Genomic DNA, 23,831 nt, shown 5'->3' on the forward strand with positions numbered 1-23,831 from the left:
TTTGAAATATTGGTTGTGGTTCGTTAATAAAATAAGCGGTGGATATTACTTTTATGAAGTCTCGAAAGGCTTACATTAATGCAGAGTAAACTTAACGGCTAATCAACCTCTCTACCGGATAAGTATCTACGTAACGAATAGGCTGACTTTGAGAAAAGTCAACTTCAAAAACTTTAAGGAGAGAGATATCATCTTTAAAAGGTGATGGTGTTCTCAGGTTGTATATAATGAAAAATTTGTAATTGGGGTAAGAGAGGTTATGGATGAGTCTGAAATTCTTAAAATCATCTTCATAAGGCTCCCATTTTTCCAGAGATACTTTAGAGCGTTTTAACTCGCATACGGCAAAGAGCTTATTGTCTTTGTGTATCCAAAGGTCTATATCCGAAACAGTAATATCTGAGCCAAGTGTATCGCGCTGCCATTTATGGTATGCGCTACTAACTTTGTCGTTCAGGTATTTGGTCGCCCGTTTATCATTTACCGCGAGTCCGTGGTCACGAAAGAGATCTTTGAGTTGCCTTGGTGTGAGCTTTGTGAAGCTAAGCTGATGGGACGATTTGCAGAGATTTATTTCATCAAAGGTATCGCCAAAAGCTTTGAATTGTAATAAGAAACAGGGCAGTTGATGCAAGTTGGATAACTGGTTGAGTTGTCTGAACGCTTTTATTTCACGATCTGAAAAATCTCCCCAGTCCTTTTCATCTACTCCTGAAACCACTATAAGTAATTTAGGGGTACTGCAGTGATCACCGTATACTAGTTGCCACATGTTACCGGTTACAAAATTATAACGTTCTACCTTGTTGGTTATGATGTAGTCGTAGAGCGCATTGCCTTGATAATAGTGGAGCATTAACAGTCTGTCAGTTTAAACACTTTCACACCTTGTTTGGTCTCAAACTCTTCTTTTAGGTCATCGGGAAGGCTTTCAACAATTCTCTGATATGATTTTTTAATCCTTGAGAGAGAGAGGCTTGCAATATGATCAAAGCCTGATGATTTTTTTTTGATCACTTCAGGTAGCTGCACACAAATAAACTGCCGGCCAGGAGAGTAGGCATTCAGATCCAGTACAGCATGGGCAGTGGTGCCGGAGCCAGCAAAGAAATCAAGAATGATATCCTGATTATTGGTGGTGAAATATGAGATGAGTTCTTTGGCGAGTTCGTAAGGTTTAGGGTTTTCAAAGGGAATATCCAGCTCACGGAGATACTTGTCATCGCTGCCACCGAAAAAGAGGATGGAGGGGACATTTTCAAACATGTTTTCGGTAAGCAGATATTTTCTTTCGGGTTGCTTTTTATGATCAGGGCCAAAGATTACCATGTTGTCGTTAAGTAGCTTTTTCATCGTTTTTTCAGGATATCGCCAGCCCCTCGCTGGTATTGGACATTTCTTTTTGGTGATCGGATGGGTGAGTGGAGTAAAGTATTCGTCCGGAGCTTTCTTTTTGTTGGGCCATGCCATGGAAACTGTTCTGTACACATTTCCATGCTCATCAATTTTGTTATAAGCCTTTTCTCCACCACTAAAGTTTTTCTGAGACTGTACCCACTGGTAAAAATCTCTGTTGATGTCTTCCAGCGTGATATTCCTTTTGTAGTCATGCAGTAGCTTTTCGGACATGCCATACTTTTTCACCACATTTTTGAGGTCGGCGGGAACCCCTGATTTTCCAAGCTTACTATATAATGAAGCCGCTTTATTTAATATTTTCTGAGCATTTTTTTTAGGTCTCTTGAGCTTACTTTTATTTACAAAATCAGCTTTATTCCTGGCATATACCACGATATATTCGTGCTGATAGGCGATCCTCTTCGCATCTCCTTTGGGGTTGCCTTTATCCCAGATGATAGTCCCCAGCTTATTTTCTTCTCCAAATATTTCGTTACAAACAAGCTCCAGGTTATTGATCTCATTTTCATCGATATGAATAAGAATGACACCTTCATCTTTAAGCAGGTTTCTGCCGAGGTATAATCTTGGATAGATCATATTTAGCCAGTTGGAATGGTAGTGTCCATTTTCGTTTCCATTGACTGCTATGTGCTGATTTTGCTGAAAGGTATTGCTCCTTTCTGTAGAAGCCGTTCGTTTTAAATATTCTTTTTTTGATTCATAAAACTTGTCCTTATAAATAAAAGAGTCTTTACCTGTATTATAAGGAGGGTCAATATAGATCATCTTTACTTTTTGGGTGTAGCGCTCACCGAGCAATTTCAGCACCTCCAGATTTTCTCCCTCAATGAAGAGGTTGTTACAAGAATCAAAATTTAAGGAATCACCTTTAACGGGGGTTAAAGTTTTTTTTGTGGGCTCATAAATTTGGGATATGGCAGCGCCTTTGCCAGCCCAATTGAGGGTGTATCGCTCGTTATCATATGTTGTTTTCTCACCCAGAGAAGCCTTAAGCTTCTCCCAGTCTATCTTCCCTTCCCGAAATACCTCCGGTGCTATCCGGTAAAGCTGCTGTCTCAACTGTTCAGCGGTATTTACTGACTTATCATCCATAAAATTGAATTACTACCATGCGAAATTTTGTGCAAGATAATCTATATCCATACAATGAACCAAGTAAAGCCACATATGAACGGGCTTAGATGAGGTTGTTTGATAAAATTGTTTTGAAAAAGGTTAGAAGCTGAAGAACTTTGAATTAGTTTAGCGCTATGCTTAAATGGATTTTTAAAATATTGTTCAGAATCCGCGGTTGGAAGCTATATCGGCCAACTCCCCCAGAGGCTTATAATTGCATCATGGTGGCGGCTCCGCATACCAGTAATTGGGATTTTGTATACGCCATTAGCGCATTGGATCAGTTGGGCCTTAATCCCCGATTTACTATCAAAAAGGAATTGAACAGGTTTCCCTTCGGAAAGATGATTGAAAACCTTGGTGCTCTCTGGATAGACCGTTCGCCTAAAAAGGGAAAAACTGTTAAAATGAGTATGACCCAGGTAATGGCAGGGCTGTTTAAAGTGGCCAAAGAGCCCCTTTCTCTGTTGGTAACTGTTGAAGGTACCCGCTCAAGGGTTTCTTTATGGAAGACAGGTTTTTACTATGCCGCTTTAGAGGCTAAAGTGCCTGTATGTCTTGCGTTTATGGATTACAAAACCAGAGTGACTGGTGTTGGGGCGTGTTTTATGCCTTCGGGCGATATTGAAAAAGACATGGCTATTGTTATGGACTTTTACCGGGATAAGCATGGTAAATATCCGGAAAACTTTAGTCTGGACGAACGCTATAGCTGATCCGGTAGCCTATTAGCCGACAGGGCTCTGGTGCCTGTTACGAATCGTCCTTACCTTCCAATAGCCCATCTTGTAATAAATAAATGCTACAGTTGCAGCAATAAGATTCGAAATAGGAAAGGCCCACCAAATACCCTCGAACTCCAGGCTAGTCTTATTGGAGAGTACAAAGGCCAGAGGGAAACGAATGATCCAAAGGCTAAAAATAGAGATCAGCATAGAAGCTTGTGTAAACCCCACTCCATTAAAGGTGCCATTTAGCACCTGCTGCACTCCTAAAAGCCCGAAACTGGGAGCCATAACTTTGATAAACAGAGCTCCATCCTTAATTACCTTCGGATCATTAGGCACAAAGAATGCGGTAAGGTCTTCCGCAAATAGAAACAAAAGCATACCTACAGCCGTGAGACCCAAAAAAGCTATTTTACTGCTGAGATCGCTGATCTTCTCAGCTCTTTTGATTTTAGAGGCACCAATATTCTGACCAACAAGTGTAGTGGTGGCTATGGCAAGTCCAAGAGCAGGAACAATTACCAGGCTCAATATCCTTGCACCTATTCCGTAAGCAGCCACTACATCGCTACCAAAGCTTGTTACGAGCATTACCATTACTGTCATTCCCGCGGCCCGAGAAGACTGCTCCAAACTGGCAGGGATACCCATTACAAACAATTTTTTCGTCCAGGCTAGGTTAAAACTCATGTCAGACCAGTTGATCTTAATGCCTTTTTTTCCTCTCCAGAGAATAAAAATACCGGTAGCTGCAGACAAGCCTTGAGTAATGATACTGGCTATGGCAGCTCCAGCCACACCAAAGGCAGGTATAGGGCCATACCCGAATATAAATAAGGGATCCAAGATCAGGTTCAGAAATACAGTAGCAAGGATTATATACATTGGGAGCACAACATTTCCGATTCCACGCATGAGCGATTGGAAAACAAAAAACATAAAAAGAAAAACGAAACCCAGAGAAGAAACCTGAAAGTAAGATACTGAATCGGCTAATATTTCGGAGCTCGCACCTACAAGTTTCATGAGTGGAGGAGCAGAAAAGTATCCTAGCAAGGCTAGTAAAATAGAAATAAAGAAGATGACCAGTACTGTTTGTGAAGAACTGAAATTGACCTGACGCTGGTCTTCAGCTCCTTTATGGTGTGATACAATGACAGTACCTGCAAGTGTTAAACCTGCACCTAATGATAAAACCAGAAATAGAATGGGAAAGCTGAGGCTAACAGCTGCAACAGCATTGGCTCCCAGTCGCCCAAGCCAAAAAGTGTCTATAAGCTGGTATGCCGTATGAAGAATGTTTGCTAAAATAATGGGTAGTGCAAGCTGCGTAAGTGAGTTGAGTATCTTACCTTCTGTATACTTTTTGTTTTTAGCTTTATTCACCAATGGGGAAGAGAATTTAGTACTGCAAAACTAACGGCTTAATGTTAGGAAAGTTATTTGAGCACTAGGTTTGTTTTGTGTAGAATTATTTGGCATCATTCAAGGTTTGATAATGTCGAGTTTCTTTAGCAAGCTTACAACATCACTGGCAAAAGACCAGTAGTTAAAAGGGCAGTTGAAACGAGAAAACGTTGTGTAACTGCAAGTCAGCTTTTGATTACTGCCATAAGTGCCAATAGTAGTGAAAGTAGATTTGCACAAGTTCTGATGAGGTTGAGCTTGTTCCAAGGAACTTCAAAGGCACTTCTATGAACATGGATTTCCTGAAGACTGGCCGTTTCGATGTTGAACCTGGCCAGAGCTTCATTAAGAGGGACATTGCCCATGCCTGTTACTCCAAACACTCCAATTGCATATACTATGGAAGCAGCCAAAAGCAAATAAAATCTCTGATCTGTACCTGCTCTTTCATAGGAGAGCCAGGTGGCGAGCGGCAGTAGAAACAGTGTGCCTATAAAAATGATGAAGAACCATGGGTTTAGTATAATCTTGTTGATGGACTGCATGGCCTTTAAGTAATCAGAGTCTGTTAATCGGCCCAAGCCGGTATTTACCGAACAGGAATAGGAGTAAAAGAGTCCGGCAATCAGGCCCAAGAGCATAATAGTAACTGTCATTAATATTTTATACATGACCTTATAGTTATTTAAGTTTAGTTATTAGTTGTTCGTATTTGCCGACCCAAGTCGACAACACTGTGTTTTCGGCTTTAGTCAGTTTGATCTTGCTTTTGGACATTCGCCTTAAAACACACAACTGTTCTATATTTTAGTCTGAAACCTATCGACATTGTCAGCGTCAAATACTCGGCTTGGATTGTGTGTTTTATGGAAGCGATTGCACTTGTTTTTTGAGCCCTATCTTTTACAGCATTTGGTTGTTGAACCTGGGCCAAAGAGCCGTTCATCACCACGATCGTGAATAAAAGAATACTTCTGATTTTCATGAAATAATTGTTTTACTCCAAATCTATTAGGGTGGACGTTATATAAATAGAATAAAAGCGACATGATCATTATGATTCCAGACATTGCTTTAGAATGGAAACAGCCTGCTTTTGCATCTCAAAGTTCAGAGATGCGAAGCCGTCTTACACAGTTGAATGACCTTAGCGGCGTGTCATAATCATTTCCGCCATTTATGAACACGCCGTTTTTATAAATCCTTTTGGCCAATTGTTTTAGATCAGGATGGAGAATTTGTTTATAACTATAAATATAATTATAGATTTGAAGTATGAATGAACTAACTAAAGCAGAAGAGCCCATTATGCAAGTGCTTTGGCAAATGGGTAAAGGCTATCTTAAAGACATAGTTGATGCTTTGCCGGAACCCAAACCGGCATATCCTACCGTATCTACCGTGCTTAGGGTAATGGTGAAAAAAAAATTCATAGCCTATAATACCTACGGAAAGGTTCATGAGTATTACCCATTGATTAGAAAAGAGGACTATTTTAAAACGAAGCTGAAAGGTATGCTTACCAGATTTTTTGGAAACTCGTGGCAAGGTTTCGCTACTTTCTTTTCAAATACTGACATGACGGTTGAAGAGTTGGAAGCAATTAAAGCTGAGATTGATAAGGAGATAAAAAAGCAAAACTCATAAGCTATGGTATTTTATTTGATATTGGCGAGTACAGGCTTGTTGGGTTTTTGGCTATACTACTTTGTGGTACTTCGGAGAACTACTTTTTTCAACCTGAATAGATGGTATCTGTTTGGGGCACTTATTTTTTGCCTGCTTGTACCGCTCACTCGCCATTTTGTGGATGTAAAAGGCAGTGTTGGGGCTGAAAATGAGAGCGCTCTTGAGTCATATGCTTCTGAGATCCTCATTACCGTTGATACGCTTCAAAATAGAATAGTGAGTGTGCAGCAGACCACCACAACCAAAATCCCCTGGCTCTCCACGCTTTACTTTATAGTGTGCGGGTTCTTTTTGATAAGGTTTATCTGGTCATTTGTTAGCGTAGGGCGGTTGGCTAAAGGATGCGAAGAGGTCGAATTGGCAAAATTTAAGGTATACAGGAGTCCTCATATTGATCAGCCGTTCTCATTGTTTAACCGGGTTTTCATACCTAAGAAATGGGATAGTGTTCCTCAGGAGATCTTATATCATGAATTGGAACATGTTGAAAAGCGACACTTTATTGATGTCATTATGCTTGAGCTTGTTACTATATTATTTTGGTTCAACCCTATTATTTATATCTATAAAAAATCTGTCCGTCTCAATTTAGAGTATCTGGCGGACCGGGCGGTGCTCTCACGATGTGTCGACCCGCTTAAATATCAGTCATTACTTATTTCAAACGCACTTGAAAGTAGCATCAAGTCTCCAATAACAACACATTTTGCTACACCACTTAAAAACAGGATTACAATGATGAAAAAACAGAAAACTCAAAATTGGATGAGGATAGCCCTTTTAGGTGCTATCCCAATGGCTGCCGGGTTGGTTGCCATGAACACCCGGGCAGAATTACGTGCGCCCCTGGAGGAATCTATTACGCCTATAGTAGCCGTGATTGAAACAGATACTAGACCCTCAGGTTTTCCTTTGGATAAGGAAGAACTACTCAAGGTAACTTCCGAATTTGGTATCAGAATGCATCCCTTGCTTAAAGAGGAGAAGCTGCATTCGGGTATTGACCTTACGGCTAAAAAGGGTACACCTGTGTACGCTACGGCAGATGGAGAGGTGGTTATATCTACCAATGTCAAAGATCGGGGTAATTATATTCAGATCAGGCATTCAGAAATTTATCAAACGCAGTATACTCATTTGCAGAAAATGGAATCGCAGGTAGGGGATCAGGTGAAAAAGGGGCAGGTGATAGGCTATGTAGGTAATTCAGGTCAGTCTACAGGGCCCCACCTACACTATGAAGTTCATGAAAATGGCAAACCGGTAGACCCCAGACTATTTATGGAGTGAACAGATTTGGATCAGGAATGGTACTTCATCATTCTGATGGAATCCCCACATTGATGCGAACTAGCTACGCCCCGATGTGGGGCTTTTTTATACGATAATTTTATCGACTCAATATGAAAAGCAGCTAAAATATCGAGACGATTTAACAAATTAGCCATTAACGCATTATATTATTGAGTAAGCAAAAGTTTTATAAATATATCAGAAGTAATGAGCGAATTTTGGGAAAAAACCTACATGAATAACACGTTTCAGGATTATGCAATTGTTCTCGGGTCTATTTTGTTAGGATTAATCATAGTCAAAATTTTCAAGCGAACATTGCTTAAGAAGTTGCAGTATTGGGCAGCACAGACAAGTACCGATATTGATGATTATATTATTGATACAGTTACTATGTTTGGGATGCCTGCTTTATATGCGACAGTTGTTTATACATCATTAAAATACCTCAATCTTTCTGTTCGCTTGGATAATGTTATTACTATTGCCATGACAGTGGTGATTACCTACATGGTTATTCGGTTTGTATCCGCTACAATACTCAGGCTTTTTCGGGTATACATTAGAAAACAGGAGAATGGTGAAGAGAAAGTAAAGCAGCTTGGAGGGTTGATGATTATCATCAATGTTATGGTCTGGATTGTTGGTCTGCTCTTCTTTTTTGATAACATGGGGTATGACGTTACGGCTGTTGTTGCCGGCCTTGGTGTAGGAGGTATCGCTATTGCATTGGCAGCGCAAAATATCCTGGGAGATTTGTTTAATTATTTTGTCATATTTTTTGATAGACCATTTGAAGTTGGAGATTTTCTTATTGTAGATGATAAGCTTGGAACAGTTGAATACATTGGGGTGAAAACAACTCGATTGAAGAGTCTTAGTGGTGAGCAGTTGGTATTTGCAAATAGTGATTTGACTAAATCCAGGATACATAACTATAAAAGAATGGAGAGGAGGAGAGTGGTATTTAAAATAGGCGTGGTATATCAGACTTCATATCAATTGCTAAAACAAATACCTGAATTATTGAAGTCCACTATACAGGAGCAGCCCGATGTGGAGTTTGACAGAGCACATTTTCAGAAGTATGGCGATTCTAGTCTTGATTTTGAGGTAGTATACTATGTGTTGAGTGCAGACTATAATGTATACATGGATAGACAGCAGGCTATCAATTATAGAATATTTGAAGAGTTTGAAAAGAAAGGTGTTTCTATTGCATACCCTACACGTACACTCTTTTTACATAATGAAGGGCAAGATGGGAATGATGTCAGTCCTGCAACCACCATTTAAGCTTGATGTGATAAAGATTTTTAATTAATAGCAATTATCGGGTTCTTTCCGGCTGATCCAGCGGTTAGATTTGTATCTGTAAATAATATTAGATATGACAGATTATCAGCGTATAGCCCAGGCAATCAATTACATTAAAGTTAATTTTAAGCAGCAGCCTACACTGGAGCAAATTGCTGAGAGCGTACACTTAAGTCCCTATCACTTTCAAAGACTTTTTAAAAAATGGGCAGGGGTGTCTCCCAAGAAATTTTTACAATACCTTAGTCTGGAGCATGCCAAAAGTATACTTTCTCAAAAGCAATCTCTGGAGGAAACAACTTTTCAAACCGGGCTTTCCGGTTCTGGCAGGTTGCACGATCTGTTTGTAAATATTGAAGGCATGACACCTGGAGAATACAAAAATCAGGGAGGAAACCTTTTTATTAAGTACAGTGTCAATGAAAGCCTGTTTGGCAACTACCTGATAGCTTCTACAGGGAAAGGTGTGTGCAATTTGCTCTTTTTTGATCAGGAAGAGAAAGTTGTTGAGGAACTTAAGAGTTTATGGCCAAAGGCAAAGCTTGTGGTTGGTGAGGATAAGGATCATGAGACGGTCAGAAAGTTTTTTGCTAAAAACCTTGAAAGTGCTGATAAAGTTAGACTACACCTGAAGGGGACTGACTTCCAGTTAAAAGTGTGGGAGGCTCTTCTTAAAATCCCAGAAGGGGCACTTGTATCGTATGGAGAAATAGCCAATCAAATCAAACAGCCAACAGCACAAAGAGCGGTAGGAACCAGTATAGGGCGTAATCCGGTAGGTTATCTCATTCCATGCCATAGGGTGATAAAAAGAGTAGGAGGTATTGGGGAGTATCGTTGGGGGAAAGAACGCAAGATGGCAATAATAGGGTGGGAGTCAGCTCAACTATTTGGAGAGGAACATGTGGTATGATGGAGACTTCCTTCACTTTATTGCAGCGTGTTAATGCTCAGGACTGGTTACATATTGATGGAGAACTGTGCCACAAAGGGTTTTCTCATTTGGAGAATATGCTTACCACTGAAGAGTGCAATAATCTAAAGGCCTTATATTCCTGTGATCCCCTTTATCGTAGTACTATAGATATGAGTAAGTACCGTTTTGGCGAGGGAACCTATCGGTATTTCAGGTATCCTTTGCCTGACATTGTTAACCAACTCAGAACTATAATATACCCTTTCTTGGTACCTACAGCCAATAAGTTTGTTCGGGAGATGCAAACAGGTACTGAATACCCGCAGGACCATGGAGGTCTTTTAGGCTATTGCCATCAAGCTGGACAGCAAAGGCCTACACCACTGATATTGAAGTATGAAAAGGGTGGCTATAATACATTGCATCAGGATTTGTATGGGGATATTTACTTTCCGTTTCAGGTAGTGCTATTTCTGAGTCAGCCTAATGAAGACTTTGGAGGAGGGGAGTTTGTGATGACCGAACAACGACCCCGAGCGCAGTCAAAAGTGGAAGTGTTGCAGCCACGTAGGGGTGATGTTTTGATTTTTACTACCAACTATAGACCTGTAAAAGGCAATCGTGGATACTATAGGGTTGCGATGAGACATGGTGTAAGTCGTGTAAAGTGGGGAGAGCGTGTAACCGTGGGTATAATATTTCATGATGCTAAATAGAGTATCCGTAATCAGGTTGATACTGGCAGGAACAGTTCGATTTGCCGGAAACCGGAAATTAAAAATTTATGGTACCTTGGATTGCGCATCGGGTAAGCGTATGAAAATGGAGAACAGGGTGTTTTTTGTTAGTGAAAGAGAAGCTGTAGAACTTGGTTACAGGCCTTGTGGTCGCTGTATGAGAGAAAAGTTCGTTTTCTGGCAACGAGATCATAAAGTTTTAAACAAATTTAAAATCAAAACTCTATAGTAATCGTATAACAATAATTGGTAACAGGAAAAAATCGGACTAAGATGGGGACATCAATGATTGATAATGTACTTGTATTTAAAACCAATGTAACGGACTCGGTGCAGGTTGCTTCTTTAGCAGAAATGCTGGATACTACAGAGGATATTGCAGACTGGAATATAGATTTCCAGGATTGTGATCATATTCTTAGGATTGTAAGTAGTGGTATCGAGACTCACGCGGTGATTGCCAGTTTAACGGAACTCGGTTTTCGCTGTGAAGAACTCAAGGAGTAGGGCACTATAGTCTTTAGTTGCAGTGACTAGAACTATGAACTGATACATGTTTAAACTTGTTTGTTTTTCTGAAAATATTTACTCATTATTTATTCCTGATGCATAGTTATTTATGCTTTTTTTGAGCCTTCTCGGTCTTATTTTTATTTAACTTTTCCAACTCTGAGGTAGTTAAGTGTGTCATATTGTAGTAAAACTTATGAATAAATATGATAACAATTAGACCGATTACTTATGTGATAGGGATGTCACTGTTAATCTCGTTTTTTACTTCTTGTAAAGAAGAGGAAACTCAGCTTGAGCGTTGGAGAAGGGAAGAGGATGAAAAGATAACCAAATACTTGACCGATAATAATATCTCGGCAACAAAGGATGCCAGTGGTATCTATTATGAAGTCTTAGGTGAAAATGCTCAAGGAAGAACTGTGAAGACTAATGATATCATTTCTGTTTTTTATGATATCAAGACGTTGGAAGGAAAGCTATTGGAGAAGACGACTGATTCATTAGCGCCGGTTATGTTTTTGCATGACTATCGAAGTGTAATACCTCTAGGGTTGGATTATGCCGTTCATTTAATGAAAGAAGGAGAGAAGTACAGGTTTTATATACCTTCTAGTCTGGCTTATGGAGAGTATAAGTCAGATGATTTTGATGCTAATTCTATCTTTATCATAGAGCTTCAGGTTGCTGATGTTCAGACCCTTGAGGAGCGTAATAGTGAGGAAGTGAAAGCGTTAGGTGAATACCTGACCTCAAATGCAGTTACCAATAAAGAGGAGCTTAGCTCCGGGCTTATTTACAATCAAAAAATACAAGGTACAGGTATCCAGCCTACCAGCCAAAGCAGGGTAAAAATTCACTATGAATGTCGATATCTTGACAGTACGCTGGTAGATAAGACAAACCCCAGCCAGCCTGTAATTATTGATTTGAATGGCGGATACATAGTAAAAGGCTTGAAGGAGGGAATACTTAAAATGAAAGAGGGAGGGAAATCTACTTTGATTATGCCATCCAAACTAGCATTTGGTGGTAGTATTCAGGTTTTTCCGGCTTCGGTTCGTGAAGAGCTTATTCAAGACCAGGTTTTGCTGACCAGAGTCTTGCCGTTTTCACCGCTTGTTTATGAGGTAGAGCTTGTGGATACAAATTGATTTTTTATTTACGTGGTAGATTGATAAGGGCCTGTTATCGTAAGATGACGGGCTTTTTTTTATGCTTTCGTATGGAAGTCCGGTTACTATTAGGCAGGTTTGATCGTTCTCTATTGACAAAGGGATTATTGGTGATGATTTCTTATTTGTTCATATATTAACATATTTACGCTTTGAATGTAAACGTTTTAGCAAAAAGGAAAATGTTATGGAAAAAGAATTGATGAATGAACCCTATGCCAGAGTTACATATGATCCGGAAAGATACATAGGTAAAGTAATATGGCAAGGCAATCCAAAGACCGAGGAATATAAACTGCCTTTTTTGAAATTATTGGAATGGGCTGAAGATCACAAGACCACGAGGTTTTTGTCAGATACTAGGGAACAAGGTGTGGTTTCTCCTGAGAACCGAAAATGGTTTGAAGCAGAGATGGTGCCTGCTGCCATTAATGCTGGCTGTAAGCGTGCCGCAGTAATTACTAGCGGAAATGTGTTTAAACGATACTACCTAAATATGATCTTATCGGTAGTTAATAAGTTTGATATGCCTTTCAAGATTGTACAGGATGAAGAAAGCGCTATCGAATTTCTTATGGAGAAATAAGATAAAGAAGGCCTGTGGCCATTTAAAACTTGAGAATAAACTCCTGTAAGTTGACCGACCGGTCAAGCCCCAATTTTTTTCTAAGCCGGTACCGTGCTATTTCAACGCCCCGCACGGATATATTCAGCAGGTGAGCAATCTCCTTAGTAGAAAGGTTCATACGTAGATAGGCACTTAACTTCATTTCTTGAGGACTCAAATCAGGAAATGTTTCTTTTAGCCTATTAGTGAAATCACCATGTACTTGGTCAAAATGAAAGGCAAAATGTTCCCAGTCATCATCCTGAGAAATATTCCTGTCTATATTGCCAATGATCTTTTTCAATTCGTGCTTGACCTCTTGGTTCTTGCTTCTTTTTGAAATACTGCTTAGGTTGCTCTTTATACTGGCAATGAAACCATTCTTATTGATAAGATGCATGGTAGACGTTGCCAGTTCCTTGTTTTTACTATCTATTTCAGCTTTCAGCTTTTCATTTTTGAGGCGCTGTATTTCCTCTTCAGATTTCTTGGTGATAGATTCTATTTCAGTCTCTTTTTTATGTAATTCCTTTTCCTGCTTTATGGTTAATTGGTGCTTTTCCAGCTTGTGCTTTTTGTCAAAGAGATAAAAAGCTATGAATAAAGAAGTGAGGATTATGCCTGTATAGATGATATATGCGAACCTTGTTCGATACCAAGGTGGCAATACAATAAATTTATATGAAGTAGCTTCGCTGACTTTACCATAAATATTTTTGGCCCTTACATGAAAGGTATATATACCTTCGTGTAGGTTGGTATACTCTTTATCTGTTCTACTTGTCCAGTCGCTCCAGCTTTTTTCTCCATTTTCTAACCAGTATTGGTATACGGTCTTTTCAAGGCCATCTACAAAGGTTGCGCTGTAGCTAAACTGAATTGAATTCTGTTCGTAAGGTATCTTTTGGATGTACGTTTCAGGCTGTTTATTCGTTACCTCTCCATTATTAATGTAGTGACCGTGAAAGAGGGGCGCACTGCTGTTGCCTGTAAGGTTAACCTTTCTTAAAAGAGTATGAAAAGGGTGATCAGTAATGTTTGCCGAGCCTGCGGTATAGAGTACAAAACCTTCTTTGGCTGCGTAGAGTGCCTGGTTAGCGCTGAGGATGGACACATTTTGCAGGTCATCATTTAGCATGTCCTCCAACTTGTTAAAAATGCTGGTTTTCTTATGGTATTCACCACTGGCATCCTTTTCTAGTATCCCGATCTCCTGGATGGTCATGTAGTAGATGTTCTGGTAAGGGTCCTCTGCGAGGGCAATAACTGGATCGTTGTTAAAAAATTCTTTAAAAAAATCATCTACCACAAAACGATCCGACACCTTATCATATCGATAGATCTGGTTTTCAGTAGTAAACACCAGTCTATTATGTATTCTGAATACATTGATGAGTACATTTGAAGGAAGGCCTGATTCAGTGCCGTAGTACTTTACCGATGATATGGAGTCCATGCTGTGATTTAGCTTGAGTCTGTAAACACCCTTGTATCCATGGGTCATCCAGATATCCCCACCCTCATCCTGCTCCATAACCCTGGATGATTCATCGAACCCTTTTATTTTATGTTGGAACACTATACTGCCACCTACTTCCCTATATAGCACAAGTCCTTTATAAGTTCCCTCAATAATATACTCAGGCCTATCTTTTAACCTTAAAAAGGTCCAGGCGCCTAAAACATCAGAAATTCTTGATACAGACTTATCTCTTAGCAGGAAAGCTCCATTATGATGTCCTACAAGCAAATGATCTTTTACTTTATTGATGCTGTATACCTGGCCCTCAGTATTATCTAAAAACTGGTAGTTCTTGCCACTGTCTTCGTTTAGTTTTTTTACATAAAGCCCGTTATTTGTGCCCAGATAAAGCGTACTGTTGTCAAGGTAACCATCATATCCTGTTCCGGGTAGTCCAACCTGTTCATTGATATAGGTGAAGGGCATGTCCAGTTCAATGTATGTAATACCATTATTATGCCCTAGCCAAAGGTTGTTTTGAGCATCTTCAAAAAGGCTGAGTACCGTGCGGTTATTGAGCCCCTTGGTTTTGTTCAGGTTGAGAAGTATTTCACCTTTGGGAGAAACTATATACAGCCCGTTGTTTTGTGATCCCAATGCATAATTTCCATTCCTTAAGCGCAGAGCACAGTTGATAGCTGAGCTTTTAAAAGTGTTGTTGTTTTTTATGTTCCAAGGCACAAAGTCGCTCCCATCATAAATAAAAATGCCATTATGTAATGTAGCGACCCAAAGCTCATTATTCGGTAAGTTCAGTAATCCTGTAACTGTCATACCTCGAAGCCTTTCACCTCCAGGAAGTATTTTTAATGAAGTACCATCAAGATAAGAGAGGCCTGCTTCAAGTTGGTTGATATAAAGCTGGTGATTGGTGTAGAAGAAGTTCTCCGGAGCTAGCTCCGGGTCTATAATATCAATCTTTCCATCAGGGTGATAAATGAATATCTGCTGAAAAGTGCAGAATACCAGACGGTCATGGTCTTGAAATACACGCCATGCCTCATCAAAATTTCTAAAATCAGACGGGAGGCTATCTGCAAGTGATGTGTATGTGAGCTTACCTAAGCCGTCAGGAAACAGGTATCCGAAGTCACCCTGACTGGCCACATAGACCTTTCCATCAGGGCCTATTGAGATGTGTCTTACTTTGCTGCCACTGCTTTGGGTAAATATATTCCATGAAGAGCCGTCAAATTCGAGAACACCAAAGTTATTGGCTACATATATGAGGCCATACTTGTTTTGAGCCAGTGCCCAGTTTTGTATTCCTCCATTATATTCCCTAGTGGAATAGTATTTTATAAATGGCAGTCCCAAGTCATAATTTTGGGTCTGGCCGTTTGGTGAAAAACAACATAAGATTAAACAAATCAACAGAAAGTTTTTAGTCATGAGTGGGGCGTCAATACAGTTGTTGATTTTTAAAGGTAAAAAATTAATGATGTATTTAGAATAGAATAGTGAAGTAATGGTGGTACATGGTTTAGGAAACGTTTTTAATACGTTTATTGGCTATAATGGGCTTATTTATAGTTGTTTTGATGAAGTTTTGATAAAACCCAAAAGTAGCATTGATGTAGTTATGATGTAGTATGTTTTTTGTCTTTGAGAGAGGTTTCGTCTTCCTTGATGACCAGAAATAGGATTAAATCCATTTCATAAACCCTCAACTAATTTAACAATATGAAGAACTACTTACTAACGGTACTTTTACTGTTCATTGCTATGCTTTCTCATGGGCAAAGTGTAGTGTCTGGTACAGTGAAAGATGAAACTGGCGAGCCGCTGCCAGGGGTAAACGTACTGGTTCGAGGAACCAGCCAGGGAACGGTTACCGATATTAGTGGTAACTACAGACTCAAAGTCCCCGAAAACGCATCCTTAATTTTTAGCTTTATCGGATATGTTACTGAGGAGATCAGGGTAGAAAACCGCTCTACTATAGAACTGGTACTCACGCCGGATATTACAGCACTTAATGAAGTTGTAGTGATCGGTTATGGTACCTCTACTAAAAAAGAACTTACCGGAGCCGTATCAGTAGTGCAGGCCGAAGAGATTCAGGCACTCAACCCCACAAGGTTAGAGCAGGCCCTACAAGGTCAGATGGCCGGAGTAAATGTTACTACTGCTTCTGGGTCCCCCGGAGGCTCTGCAAATATCAGGATTAGAGGTATAACCACAAATGGAAATAATAACCCACTTGTGCTTGTAGATGATGTACCTTATTCAGTAGATGGTCTCAGTGCATTAAACCCAAATGACATTGAGTCTATAAACGTATTGAAAGATGCCTCAGCTTCTATTTATGGGGTGCAGGCTGCCAATGGAGTAATTTTGATAACCACCAAAAAGGGAAAGCAAAATGCAGAGCCTCGTTTTTCATTTGACTCTTATTATGGTATACAGGAAACCTCCAGAAAGCTGCCACTGCTTAACGCAACGGAGTATGCAGTGTTGGTTAATGAAGCTTACGCCAACGGTGGGCAAACCCCTCCATTTACTAATGTAAACCTGGGGGAAGGTACCGACTGGCAGGATGAAGTTTTTGGCCGTGCACCGATTCAAAACTACAACCTGTCTGTAAATGGAGGAGGTGAGAAAACAACTTATTCCATTGGAGGTTCATACTTTGATCAGGAAGGTATTGTAGGCGGCGATAAGGCCAGTTTTCAGCGCTACAATATGAGGATGAATTTTAATACAGAACTATCCGATAAACTGACCTTCCAAAATGTACTTTTATATGCAAATGAGACAAGGCGCACTTTGCCAGAAAATGGCCAGGCATCAGTGTTGTATAATACCATCAATATGGCACCAACGATGTCAGTTTACGGCCAGGATGGTAACTTTACCTTAGCCGACGGCTTGGGCTCAGAGGTGATCAACCCCCTCGCTCAGATTGCAAATACCTTTAACCGGAACAGGGTGGATAAACTTACCGGTAAGCTGTCATTGACCTATGACATACTTGATGACCTGAACGTAACTACACGCTTTGGTTACAACTATGCTAATGTGAGAAATAAGACATTTAACCCTTATGTATATTATGGTCAAAACAAAGTTCAAAACAATACTTTAAATGCCGACCTTGACCCGATTACCAAACTGGATACCCTGACCAATTCAGAAGTACAGACAGTATTTAATTCAGTATCGGAAACCCAGCAAATTTTTTATGATAATATATGGGAAACGTTTGCGAACTATAAGAAGAGGTTAAATGACAAACATGGATTTGATGTGACGCTGGGCATGTCACTAAGAAAGGAGAGAGGGGAGTCACTGACAGGTACAGCATTTGATATCCCTAACAACTCATATGATTTTGCAGACATTTCTGCTGCAGACCCTAATAATGATGATAACAATGCCTCTTCATATCAATATGATTTCAGGCAGTTGTCATACTTTACAAGGGTACAATATGATTATGAAAACCGCTATCTACTGTCATTAATCGTTAGGAGAGATGCATCTACCCGTTTTGGTCCGAATAACCGAGTGGGGTACTTTCCTTCACTATCCGCTGCATGGATAGTTTCTGACGAGTCATTTTTTGATGTGAGCTTCATTAACCTGTTTAAGTTCAGGGCCAGCTATGGTGTGTCTGGCAATGACAAGATTCAGGACTTTGTTTACAGGGGCTTACTCAATGGTGAAGGTGTTTATGTGCTGAATGGAGAACTGGTTACAGGCCGTGCACTTGGCAGGATATCTAACCCTGATGTGAAGTGGGAGCAGCTTAAGCAAGGCAATGTCGGCTTCGACCTCCGTTTGTTTGAAGGGAAGGTATCTGCTTCTGTTGATTACTTTGTGAAACGTACTGAAGATCTATTGCTTCAGCCACAGGTATCAGGGCTTCTGGGCTCCGGAGCTCCCGGCAGTGCTGCACCATATATCAATGCAGGAACTATTGATAACAGGGGTTTTGAATTCCTTATTGGGTACAATGGTGAGATCAGTAATGATGTTCAATTCAGCATCAACTATAATCTGAGCACATTGACCAATGAAACTGTTGAATTAGCAAATGGTGTAGACTTTATTCCAGGAGGAAGCTTTGGGATAGGTCAGACCGCAACCAGGTTCGAAGTGGGGTATCCTATTGGCTATTTCTTCGGACTGGAAACGGAGGGGATTTTTCAAAGTCAGGAAGATATTGATCAGCACGCCAAGCAGCAAAATGCAACACCAGGTGATCTTAAATATAAAGATAGAGATGGAGATGGTGTAGTGGAACTTGATAATAATGACGATAAAATGCTGATTGGTAGACCGATACCTGATGTTACAATGGGTATTAGTTTAAGTGTGAAATATAGGAATATTGACTTTTCAACTAATATTTATTCATCCATTGGTAATGATATTCTGAGAAACTATAGCCGTTTTCTCCCATTGACTAATAAGTCTGCCTATACTTTGGAGAGATGGACTGGTGAGGGCACTACCAATACAGACCCAAAAGTGACTACGGGGGCTAATAACAATAATCTGATCTCTGACTATTATGTTGAAGATGGCTCATATGCAAGGGTCAGGAATATTCAACTGGGCTATACATTGCCGACTGAACTCACTGAGAAAGTTGGAATTAACAAGTTTAGGGTATATGCATCAGTCAATAACTTATACACCTATACCCAATACAGAGGCTATGATCCTGATGTATCTAGTGGGGAAGCCCTTTCTTCAGGGATTGACTATGGCTTTTACCCTCAGCCACGCACTTACATGTTAGGTTTAAATTTAATGTTCTAATATCATGATTATCAATATGAAAAGATATTTGAAATATATCCTTGTGACAATTTGTCAGTTAGCTTTTTTTGGCTGTAGCGATGACTACGTGGATATTGACCCGGAAGCAACAATTGACGCGGATAACTATTTTAATTCACCGCAAGACTATGAGGACGCACTCGTTGGAGCTTATGATTTACTACAGGCTTCGTACATCAATGTTTGGATAGGGGATATTGCCTCAGACAATACACTGGCTGGAGGAGAAAATGCCAATGATGTAATTGCACTTCAGGAAATAGATGACATGCGGCACGGTGCTGTAAATGATCAGTTACGAAATATATGGTCTTGGATGTATGCAGGTATAAGTCGTACCAACTACATTTTTGAGAACAAAGACAAGATCAACTTTGAAGGTAAGGAACAGATATTAGCAGAGGCAGCTTTTCTGAGGGCATACTACTATTTTGAACTTGTTAAGATTTTTGGTGACCTTCCTCTTATTGTTGATGAAAGGGCAACCTTTGAAGGGCTCAGTTCTATATCGCGTTCACCCAAATCTGAGGTTTATACCCAAATTGAGAAAGACCTTGAATATGCCGTAGCTAATCTGAGCGTAACTCCAGCACAGTTAGGTCGAGTTACCAAAGGAGCAGCATTAGCACTGCTTGGTAAAACACACTTATATCAGGATGAATTTGCAGAGGCATCCGATGCCTTGGAGCAGACGATTAGCCTGGGGGTGTATGATCTGTTTGATGATTACAGTACACTTTTCCTGACCCAAAACGAAAACAACATAGAGTCGGTTTTTGAGATCCAGTATTCGAATGAAGAAGGTGCTGGCTTTGATTGCCTGCAATGTGTAGAAGGTAATGTTGCTGTGGGTTTCAATGGTATAAGAGGATATAATGGGCCTATATACGCAGATGGATTTAGTTTTAATGTGCCTACTCAGGACCTTGTCGATGCTTTTGAGGCTGGCGATCTGCGTTTTGAGCCCACTATCCTTGACATTGAAACCTTTGCAACTACTCAAGAAGAAGAAGTTACCTATACCAAAGGGTATGAACATACGGGGTACTACAACCATAAATATATCCCCAGAGCTACTGATATTGGCCTGGGAGATGTGCATCTCACCAGCCCGCTAAATTACAGGGCTATCCGTTATGCTGATGTGCTGTTGATGGCAGCAGAGGCTCTCAACAGAGGGGGGATTGATGACTCTAAAGCCTTGAGTTATTTGAATCAGGTACGAGACAGGGCTGATCTTGATCAATTAAGTTTAACAGGTCAGGCGCTTACAGATGCGATCCTTAAGGAGCGTAGGGTAGAATTGGCTGGTGAAGGACATAGGTTCTTTGATCTTGTAAGAACTGGACAGGCAGCTGCAAATATTGAAGGGTTTGTGGCTGGAAAACATGAAGTCTTTCCCATTCCTCAGATTGAAATTGACTTGGCTGGTGCTGGCTGGAAACAAAATGCTAATTACTAAAAATAAGTGATATGAAGACCTTAATTATAAATTTTAAATGGATACTGGCACTTTTGATATTGGTTACAGCTTGTGATCCATATGGTGAGGAGGATCTTGAATTAGGCCCACCACCAACAGCAGAAGATGCTGTCATTAGCATGACAGCGAATGCCGAAAATGCAAATATTATACATTTTAAAAATGCCTCTTCAGCTTTTTTGAAAGTATGGGATTTTGGCAATGGAAGTGGAGCCAAGGGCGATGATGTTACCGGTATTTTTCCTCTGAAGGGGACTTATGAAGTTACTCTGACAGTATATACTTCAGGAGGAAGTATCTCGTCCAGTACAACTGTAGAAATTGCTGAAACTAATCCACTTTTGCTGGACATACCTGTTTACAATATGTTAACCGGTGGTGCTGATGCAGTGGATGGGAAAACATGGGTAATCGATGCAACCAGATCAGCCCACTTTGGTGTTGGACCGAACCCTTCTGATCCTGCCGTAGGTGATTACCCTAACTGGTATGCTGCGGGAATTAATGAGAAGGCTGGTGCAGGCTTATACAACGACAAGTTTACATTCAAGCTTGATGGCTTTAGCTTTGCGCAGAAGACTGACGGAGATGTTTTTATAAATACATTGCAGGCAGGTAATTTTCCGGGTGCATTTGAAAATGCCGGAGATTATACAGCACCATATACCGCGCCTGATAACCTGACATGGTCGGTTAGTGAAGATACAGATGGTAATCAGGTAATCAATATTAAAAATGGAGGCTTTATTGGGTATTTTACAGGAACATACAACTATCAGATCGTCAGCCTGGAAGAAAATGAACTTTTTATTCGTTATGAAGATACTGAAAACCCAGAGTTAGCATGGTATCAACGACTGGTACCTGAAGGTTTCACGGCTCCGCCACCGCCACCACCAGCTGTTTCCTCCCTGCCTGTTGACTTTGAAGGCGCACTGCCTCCGTTTAATGGTTTTGGCGGATCCACCTATCAGGTTATTGATAACCCAGATGCTTCAGGCATCAACACCAGTGCCAAGGTAGGAGAGTATGTAAAAGGTACTGATGGCAACTGGGCTGGAATAGAAACAGCACTGGATGCCAAAATTGACTTTTCTACACTTAACCTGATCAAATACAAAGTTTACTCTCCGGTTGCAGGAAAAGCACTTTTTAAACTTGAGTCCGTTGATGGTTCGGCTACCCCTGTTGAAGTGTTTGCGGATGTTACAAAGGTTAATGAATGGGAAGAACTCATTTTTGATTTTTCAGGCACTGCCTCTAATACCTATGATAAAATTGCCATATTCCTCGATTTTGATAACAATAATGGGGGGACATTCTACATTGATGATATCAGACAGTCGGCGGAGGAAGCTGTATTGACAGAGGAGGCTCTAACTGGAGGTTCATCTAAAATATGGAGGCTTAAGCCTGCTGCGGGAGCCTTTGGTGTTGGTCCTAATAAAGGGAGTGATGCCTGGTTCCCTAATGGAGCGGATATTTCCGGAGACAGACCTTGTCTGTTTAATGACCTGTTTATTTTTAAGACAGGTAGTGTATATGAATATGATGCTCAGGGAGATATTTATGGAGAGTCGTATATGGGGCTATCAGATGGTTGTCAAAATGAAAGCAATCTAATAGGTACCGATGCTGAACCATGGGCTTCAGGTACACATATATTTTCACTCACTCCGGCAACGGAAACGGACCCTGCATACATAACGGTGACGGGTACCGGTGCCTTTATTGCATTGCCAAAAGCTTATAATGGAGGCGAGTACAGTGCTGCACCACCTACAACAGACGCTTCAGTTGTTTATGAAGTACTAAGCTATGTAAACAATGGCACTACAGAGACTCTTTCAATTACTATAGACATTGCCGGTGATGGAAGTGCTTTCTGGAGCTTTGTGCTGGTGGCTGAATAAATACTAAAGTTTCTCAGGGTGATATGGCTCTGAGAAACTTTAAAACTCTACAAATCTTAATCATATAATGAAGCAAATATTAACGATTGTAATTTTTTTGATGACCTTTTGCGGATGTGGGGATGATGATCCTTCAGAGGTCTTAATCTTACCCTCAAATCTGCAGTTTGAGCTTCAGGTAGATAAAAGTGATCCGGGTTCTGTAGTTTTTACAGCCACCGCGGACAATGTGAATTTTTACAGTTATTATTTTGGAATACCTGATGAAGAAGCAACGGTCTCAAATGATGGAAAAGCTGCTTTTAAATATACGGAATCAGGAACTTATACGGTAAATGTTTTGGCACATGCTACTACCAGTCAGTATGTAAGTGCGGAGAAGAAAGTAACCATCAAGCTGGAGGGAGATACTACACCTTCAGATATTCCTTCAGAGGGGTATACCACACCAGAGAGCTATGCAGGTATGAACTTAGTCTGGCAGGACGAGTTCGGCGGAACATCGATTAGCGGAGACTGGACCCATGAAATTGGAACCGGAAGCAACGGCTGGGGTAATAATGAATTGCAGTACTATAAAGAAGAAAATACAGAGGTGCGGGATGGATACCTGATCATAACAGCTAAAGAAGAAAGCTTTGGAGGCAGGGATTATACATCTTCAAGAATTATAACGTCAGGCAAACAAACGTTTAAGTATGGAAGAATTGATATCAGGGCTGCATTGCCTCAGGGGCAGGGTATCTGGCCAGCCTTGTGGATGTTGGGATCAAACTTCAATTCGGTAGGGTGGCCAGCATGTGGTGAAATTGATATTATGGAGCTAATCGGTGGAAGTGCAACAGGGAGAGATAATACCGTACATGGAACTGTGCACTGGGATAACGCAGGTCGTAATGCTAATTATGGAGATCACTATACGCTGAGTTCGGGAATTTTTGCAGATGAATTTCATGTATTCTCTATAGTTTGGGATGCTACCTCTATCACTTGGTATGTTGATGATGTGCAGTTCAATGTGGTAGATACTACTCCCACAGAGTTGAGCGAATTCCAGAATGATTTCTTTTTTATATTTAATGTAGCTGTTGGAGGTAACTGGCCCGGTAGTCCTGATGCCAATACCATATTTCCGCAGAAGATGATAGTAGACTATGTCAGAGTCTTTCAAACACAATAAATAAAATATTCATTAAGGTCGGCGT

General features: G+C 40.4%; 20 protein-coding genes. 14 read left to right on the forward strand and 6 right to left on the reverse strand.

Features of this window, described 5'->3' with window-relative positions; translation table 11 throughout:
• Positions 1 to 91: 91 nt before the first annotated feature.
• Together JMN32_RS00255 and JMN32_RS00260 are read right to left on the reverse strand one after the other, a co-directional pair.
• On the reverse strand, positions 92 to 856 hold the full coding sequence (locus JMN32_RS00255) for a hypothetical protein (RefSeq protein WP_202854264.1): 765 nt from the start codon (positions 854 to 856) through the stop codon (positions 92 to 94).
• On the reverse strand, positions 856 to 2,514 hold the full coding sequence (locus tag JMN32_RS00260; protein WP_202854265.1) for a site-specific DNA-methyltransferase: 1,659 nt from the start codon (positions 2,512 to 2,514) through the stop codon (positions 856 to 858). The genes JMN32_RS00255 and JMN32_RS00260 overlap by 1 nt, the downstream gene beginning before the upstream one ends.
• A gap of 158 nt (positions 2,515 to 2,672) precedes the next feature.
• Between JMN32_RS00260 and JMN32_RS00265 the strand changes: the two genes are divergently transcribed.
• Positions 2,673 to 3,254: a 1-acyl-sn-glycerol-3-phosphate acyltransferase gene (locus JMN32_RS00265; RefSeq protein ID WP_202854266.1), complete on the forward strand. Its 582-nt coding sequence runs from the start codon at positions 2,673 to 2,675 to the stop codon at positions 3,252 to 3,254.
• A gap of 12 nt (positions 3,255 to 3,266) precedes the next feature.
• Here JMN32_RS00265 and JMN32_RS00270 read toward each other — a convergent pair whose 3' ends face one another.
• From JMN32_RS00270 to JMN32_RS00280, 3 genes are all read right to left on the reverse strand, one after another.
• Positions 3,267 to 4,652, reverse strand: coding sequence for an MATE family efflux transporter (locus JMN32_RS00270; RefSeq protein WP_202854267.1), 1,386 nt, complete (start codon positions 4,650 to 4,652; stop codon positions 3,267 to 3,269).
• Between the two features lie 206 nt (positions 4,653 to 4,858).
• Positions 4,859 to 5,344 (reverse strand): anthrone oxygenase family protein, encoded by a 486-nt coding sequence (locus JMN32_RS00275; RefSeq protein WP_202854268.1) that lies wholly within the window; start codon positions 5,342 to 5,344, stop codon positions 4,859 to 4,861.
• A gap of 77 nt (positions 5,345 to 5,421) precedes the next feature.
• Positions 5,422 to 5,658 carry a hypothetical protein gene (locus tag JMN32_RS00280; RefSeq protein ID WP_202854269.1) on the reverse strand — a complete coding sequence of 79 codons (237 nt, stop codon included), beginning with the start codon at positions 5,656 to 5,658 and terminating at the stop codon, positions 5,422 to 5,424.
• A gap of 290 nt (positions 5,659 to 5,948) precedes the next feature.
• On the opposite strand from JMN32_RS00280, the gene JMN32_RS00285 reads away from it, so the two are divergent.
• The 9 genes from JMN32_RS00285 (at position 5,949) to JMN32_RS00325 (ending at position 12,896) form a co-directional block, all read left to right on the forward strand.
• Positions 5,949 to 6,320, forward strand: coding sequence for a BlaI/MecI/CopY family transcriptional regulator (locus tag JMN32_RS00285; protein WP_202854270.1), 372 nt, complete (start codon positions 5,949 to 5,951; stop codon positions 6,318 to 6,320).
• A gap of 3 nt (positions 6,321 to 6,323) precedes the next feature.
• The gene (locus JMN32_RS00290) at positions 6,324 to 7,652 is read left to right on the forward strand and encodes a M23/M56 family metallopeptidase (protein ID WP_202854271.1); all 1,329 of its coding nucleotides are present in this window, start codon (positions 6,324 to 6,326) and stop codon (positions 7,650 to 7,652) included.
• Between the two features lie 210 nt (positions 7,653 to 7,862).
• Entirely contained in the window at positions 7,863 to 8,951 is a 1,089-nt protein-coding gene (locus JMN32_RS00295) for a mechanosensitive ion channel family protein (protein WP_202854272.1), read from the forward strand.
• A gap of 94 nt (positions 8,952 to 9,045) precedes the next feature.
• Positions 9,046 to 9,885: a methylated-DNA--[protein]-cysteine S-methyltransferase gene (locus JMN32_RS00300; RefSeq protein WP_202854273.1), complete on the forward strand. Its 840-nt coding sequence runs from the start codon at positions 9,046 to 9,048 to the stop codon at positions 9,883 to 9,885.
• On the forward strand, positions 9,882 to 10,604 hold the full coding sequence (locus JMN32_RS00305) for a 2OG-Fe(II) oxygenase (RefSeq protein WP_238354287.1): 723 nt from the start codon (positions 9,882 to 9,884) through the stop codon (positions 10,602 to 10,604). Before JMN32_RS00300 ends, JMN32_RS00305 begins: the two co-directional genes overlap by 4 nt.
• The gene (locus tag JMN32_RS27445) at positions 10,594 to 10,854 is read left to right on the forward strand and encodes an Ada metal-binding domain-containing protein (RefSeq protein WP_262896687.1); all 261 of its coding nucleotides are present in this window, start codon (positions 10,594 to 10,596) and stop codon (positions 10,852 to 10,854) included. Before JMN32_RS00305 ends, JMN32_RS27445 begins: the two co-directional genes overlap by 11 nt.
• A gap of 56 nt (positions 10,855 to 10,910) precedes the next feature.
• A complete protein-coding gene (locus tag JMN32_RS00315; RefSeq protein ID WP_202854275.1) occupies positions 10,911 to 11,132 on the forward strand; it encodes a hypothetical protein in 222 nt (73 codons plus the stop codon).
• Between the two features lie 209 nt (positions 11,133 to 11,341).
• Entirely contained in the window at positions 11,342 to 12,289 is a 948-nt protein-coding gene (locus tag JMN32_RS00320; RefSeq protein WP_202854276.1) for an FKBP-type peptidyl-prolyl cis-trans isomerase, read from the forward strand.
• A gap of 208 nt (positions 12,290 to 12,497) precedes the next feature.
• Positions 12,498 to 12,896 (forward strand): STAS/SEC14 domain-containing protein, encoded by a 399-nt coding sequence (locus JMN32_RS00325; RefSeq protein ID WP_202854277.1) that lies wholly within the window; start codon positions 12,498 to 12,500, stop codon positions 12,894 to 12,896.
• A 22-nt stretch (positions 12,897 to 12,918) separates the two neighbouring features.
• Here the strand turns inward: JMN32_RS00325 and JMN32_RS00330 are convergent, their stop codons facing one another.
• Positions 12,919 to 15,756: a ligand-binding sensor domain-containing protein gene (locus JMN32_RS00330; protein WP_238354288.1), complete on the reverse strand. Its 2,838-nt coding sequence runs from the start codon at positions 15,754 to 15,756 to the stop codon at positions 12,919 to 12,921.
• Between the two features lie 366 nt (positions 15,757 to 16,122).
• On the opposite strand from JMN32_RS00330, the gene JMN32_RS00335 reads away from it, so the two are divergent.
• From JMN32_RS00335 to JMN32_RS00350, 4 genes are all read left to right on the forward strand, one after another.
• A complete protein-coding gene (locus tag JMN32_RS00335; protein ID WP_202854279.1) occupies positions 16,123 to 19,209 on the forward strand; it encodes a SusC/RagA family TonB-linked outer membrane protein in 3,087 nt (1,028 codons plus the stop codon).
• Positions 19,210 to 19,225: 16 nt separating this feature from the next.
• Positions 19,226 to 20,692 carry a RagB/SusD family nutrient uptake outer membrane protein gene (locus JMN32_RS00340; RefSeq protein ID WP_202854280.1) on the forward strand — a complete coding sequence of 489 codons (1,467 nt, stop codon included), beginning with the start codon at positions 19,226 to 19,228 and terminating at the stop codon, positions 20,690 to 20,692.
• An 11-nt stretch (positions 20,693 to 20,703) separates the two neighbouring features.
• Positions 20,704 to 22,626, forward strand: a complete 1,923-nt coding sequence (locus JMN32_RS00345; RefSeq protein ID WP_202854281.1) for a PKD domain-containing protein — start codon at positions 20,704 to 20,706, stop codon at positions 22,624 to 22,626.
• 67 nt (positions 22,627 to 22,693) lie between these two features.
• Positions 22,694 to 23,806 carry a glycoside hydrolase family 16 protein gene (locus JMN32_RS00350; RefSeq protein WP_202854282.1) on the forward strand — a complete coding sequence of 371 codons (1,113 nt, stop codon included), beginning with the start codon at positions 22,694 to 22,696 and terminating at the stop codon, positions 23,804 to 23,806.
• Positions 23,807 to 23,831: the final 25 nt, after the last annotated feature.

This window comes from Fulvivirga marina (assembly GCF_016775155.1).
Lineage (GTDB): Bacteria > Bacteroidota > Bacteroidia > Cytophagales > Cyclobacteriaceae > Fulvivirga > Fulvivirga marina.

Coding starts and splice junctions, on each gene's coding strand:
- JMN32_RS00255 (WP_202854264.1), bottom strand. CDS start 856: ATGCTCCACTATTATCAAGGCAATGCGCTCTACGACTACATCATAACC.
- JMN32_RS00260 (WP_202854265.1), bottom strand. CDS start 2,514: ATGGATGATAAGTCAGTAAATACCGCTGAACAGTTGAGACAGCAGCTT.
- JMN32_RS00265 (WP_202854266.1), top strand. CDS start 2,673: ATGCTTAAATGGATTTTTAAAATATTGTTCAGAATCCGCGGTTGGAAG.
- JMN32_RS00275 (WP_202854268.1), bottom strand. CDS start 5,344: ATGTATAAAATATTAATGACAGTTACTATTATGCTCTTGGGCCTGATT.
- JMN32_RS00280 (WP_202854269.1), bottom strand. CDS start 5,658: ATGAAAATCAGAAGTATTCTTTTATTCACGATCGTGGTGATGAACGGC.
- JMN32_RS00285 (WP_202854270.1), top strand. CDS start 5,949: ATGAATGAACTAACTAAAGCAGAAGAGCCCATTATGCAAGTGCTTTGG.
- JMN32_RS00290 (WP_202854271.1), top strand. CDS start 6,324: ATGGTATTTTATTTGATATTGGCGAGTACAGGCTTGTTGGGTTTTTGG.
- JMN32_RS00295 (WP_202854272.1), top strand. CDS start 7,863: ATGAGCGAATTTTGGGAAAAAACCTACATGAATAACACGTTTCAGGAT.
- JMN32_RS00300 (WP_202854273.1), top strand. CDS start 9,046: ATGACAGATTATCAGCGTATAGCCCAGGCAATCAATTACATTAAAGTT.
- JMN32_RS00305 (WP_238354287.1), top strand. CDS start 9,882: ATGATGGAGACTTCCTTCACTTTATTGCAGCGTGTTAATGCTCAGGAC.
- JMN32_RS27445 (WP_262896687.1), top strand. CDS start 10,594: ATGCTAAATAGAGTATCCGTAATCAGGTTGATACTGGCAGGAACAGTT.
- JMN32_RS00315 (WP_202854275.1), top strand. CDS start 10,911: ATGATTGATAATGTACTTGTATTTAAAACCAATGTAACGGACTCGGTG.
- JMN32_RS00320 (WP_202854276.1), top strand. CDS start 11,342: ATGATAACAATTAGACCGATTACTTATGTGATAGGGATGTCACTGTTA.
- JMN32_RS00325 (WP_202854277.1), top strand. CDS start 12,498: ATGGAAAAAGAATTGATGAATGAACCCTATGCCAGAGTTACATATGAT.
- JMN32_RS00335 (WP_202854279.1), top strand. CDS start 16,123: ATGAAGAACTACTTACTAACGGTACTTTTACTGTTCATTGCTATGCTT.
- JMN32_RS00340 (WP_202854280.1), top strand. CDS start 19,226: ATGAAAAGATATTTGAAATATATCCTTGTGACAATTTGTCAGTTAGCT.
- JMN32_RS00345 (WP_202854281.1), top strand. CDS start 20,704: ATGAAGACCTTAATTATAAATTTTAAATGGATACTGGCACTTTTGATA.
- JMN32_RS00350 (WP_202854282.1), top strand. CDS start 22,694: ATGAAGCAAATATTAACGATTGTAATTTTTTTGATGACCTTTTGCGGA.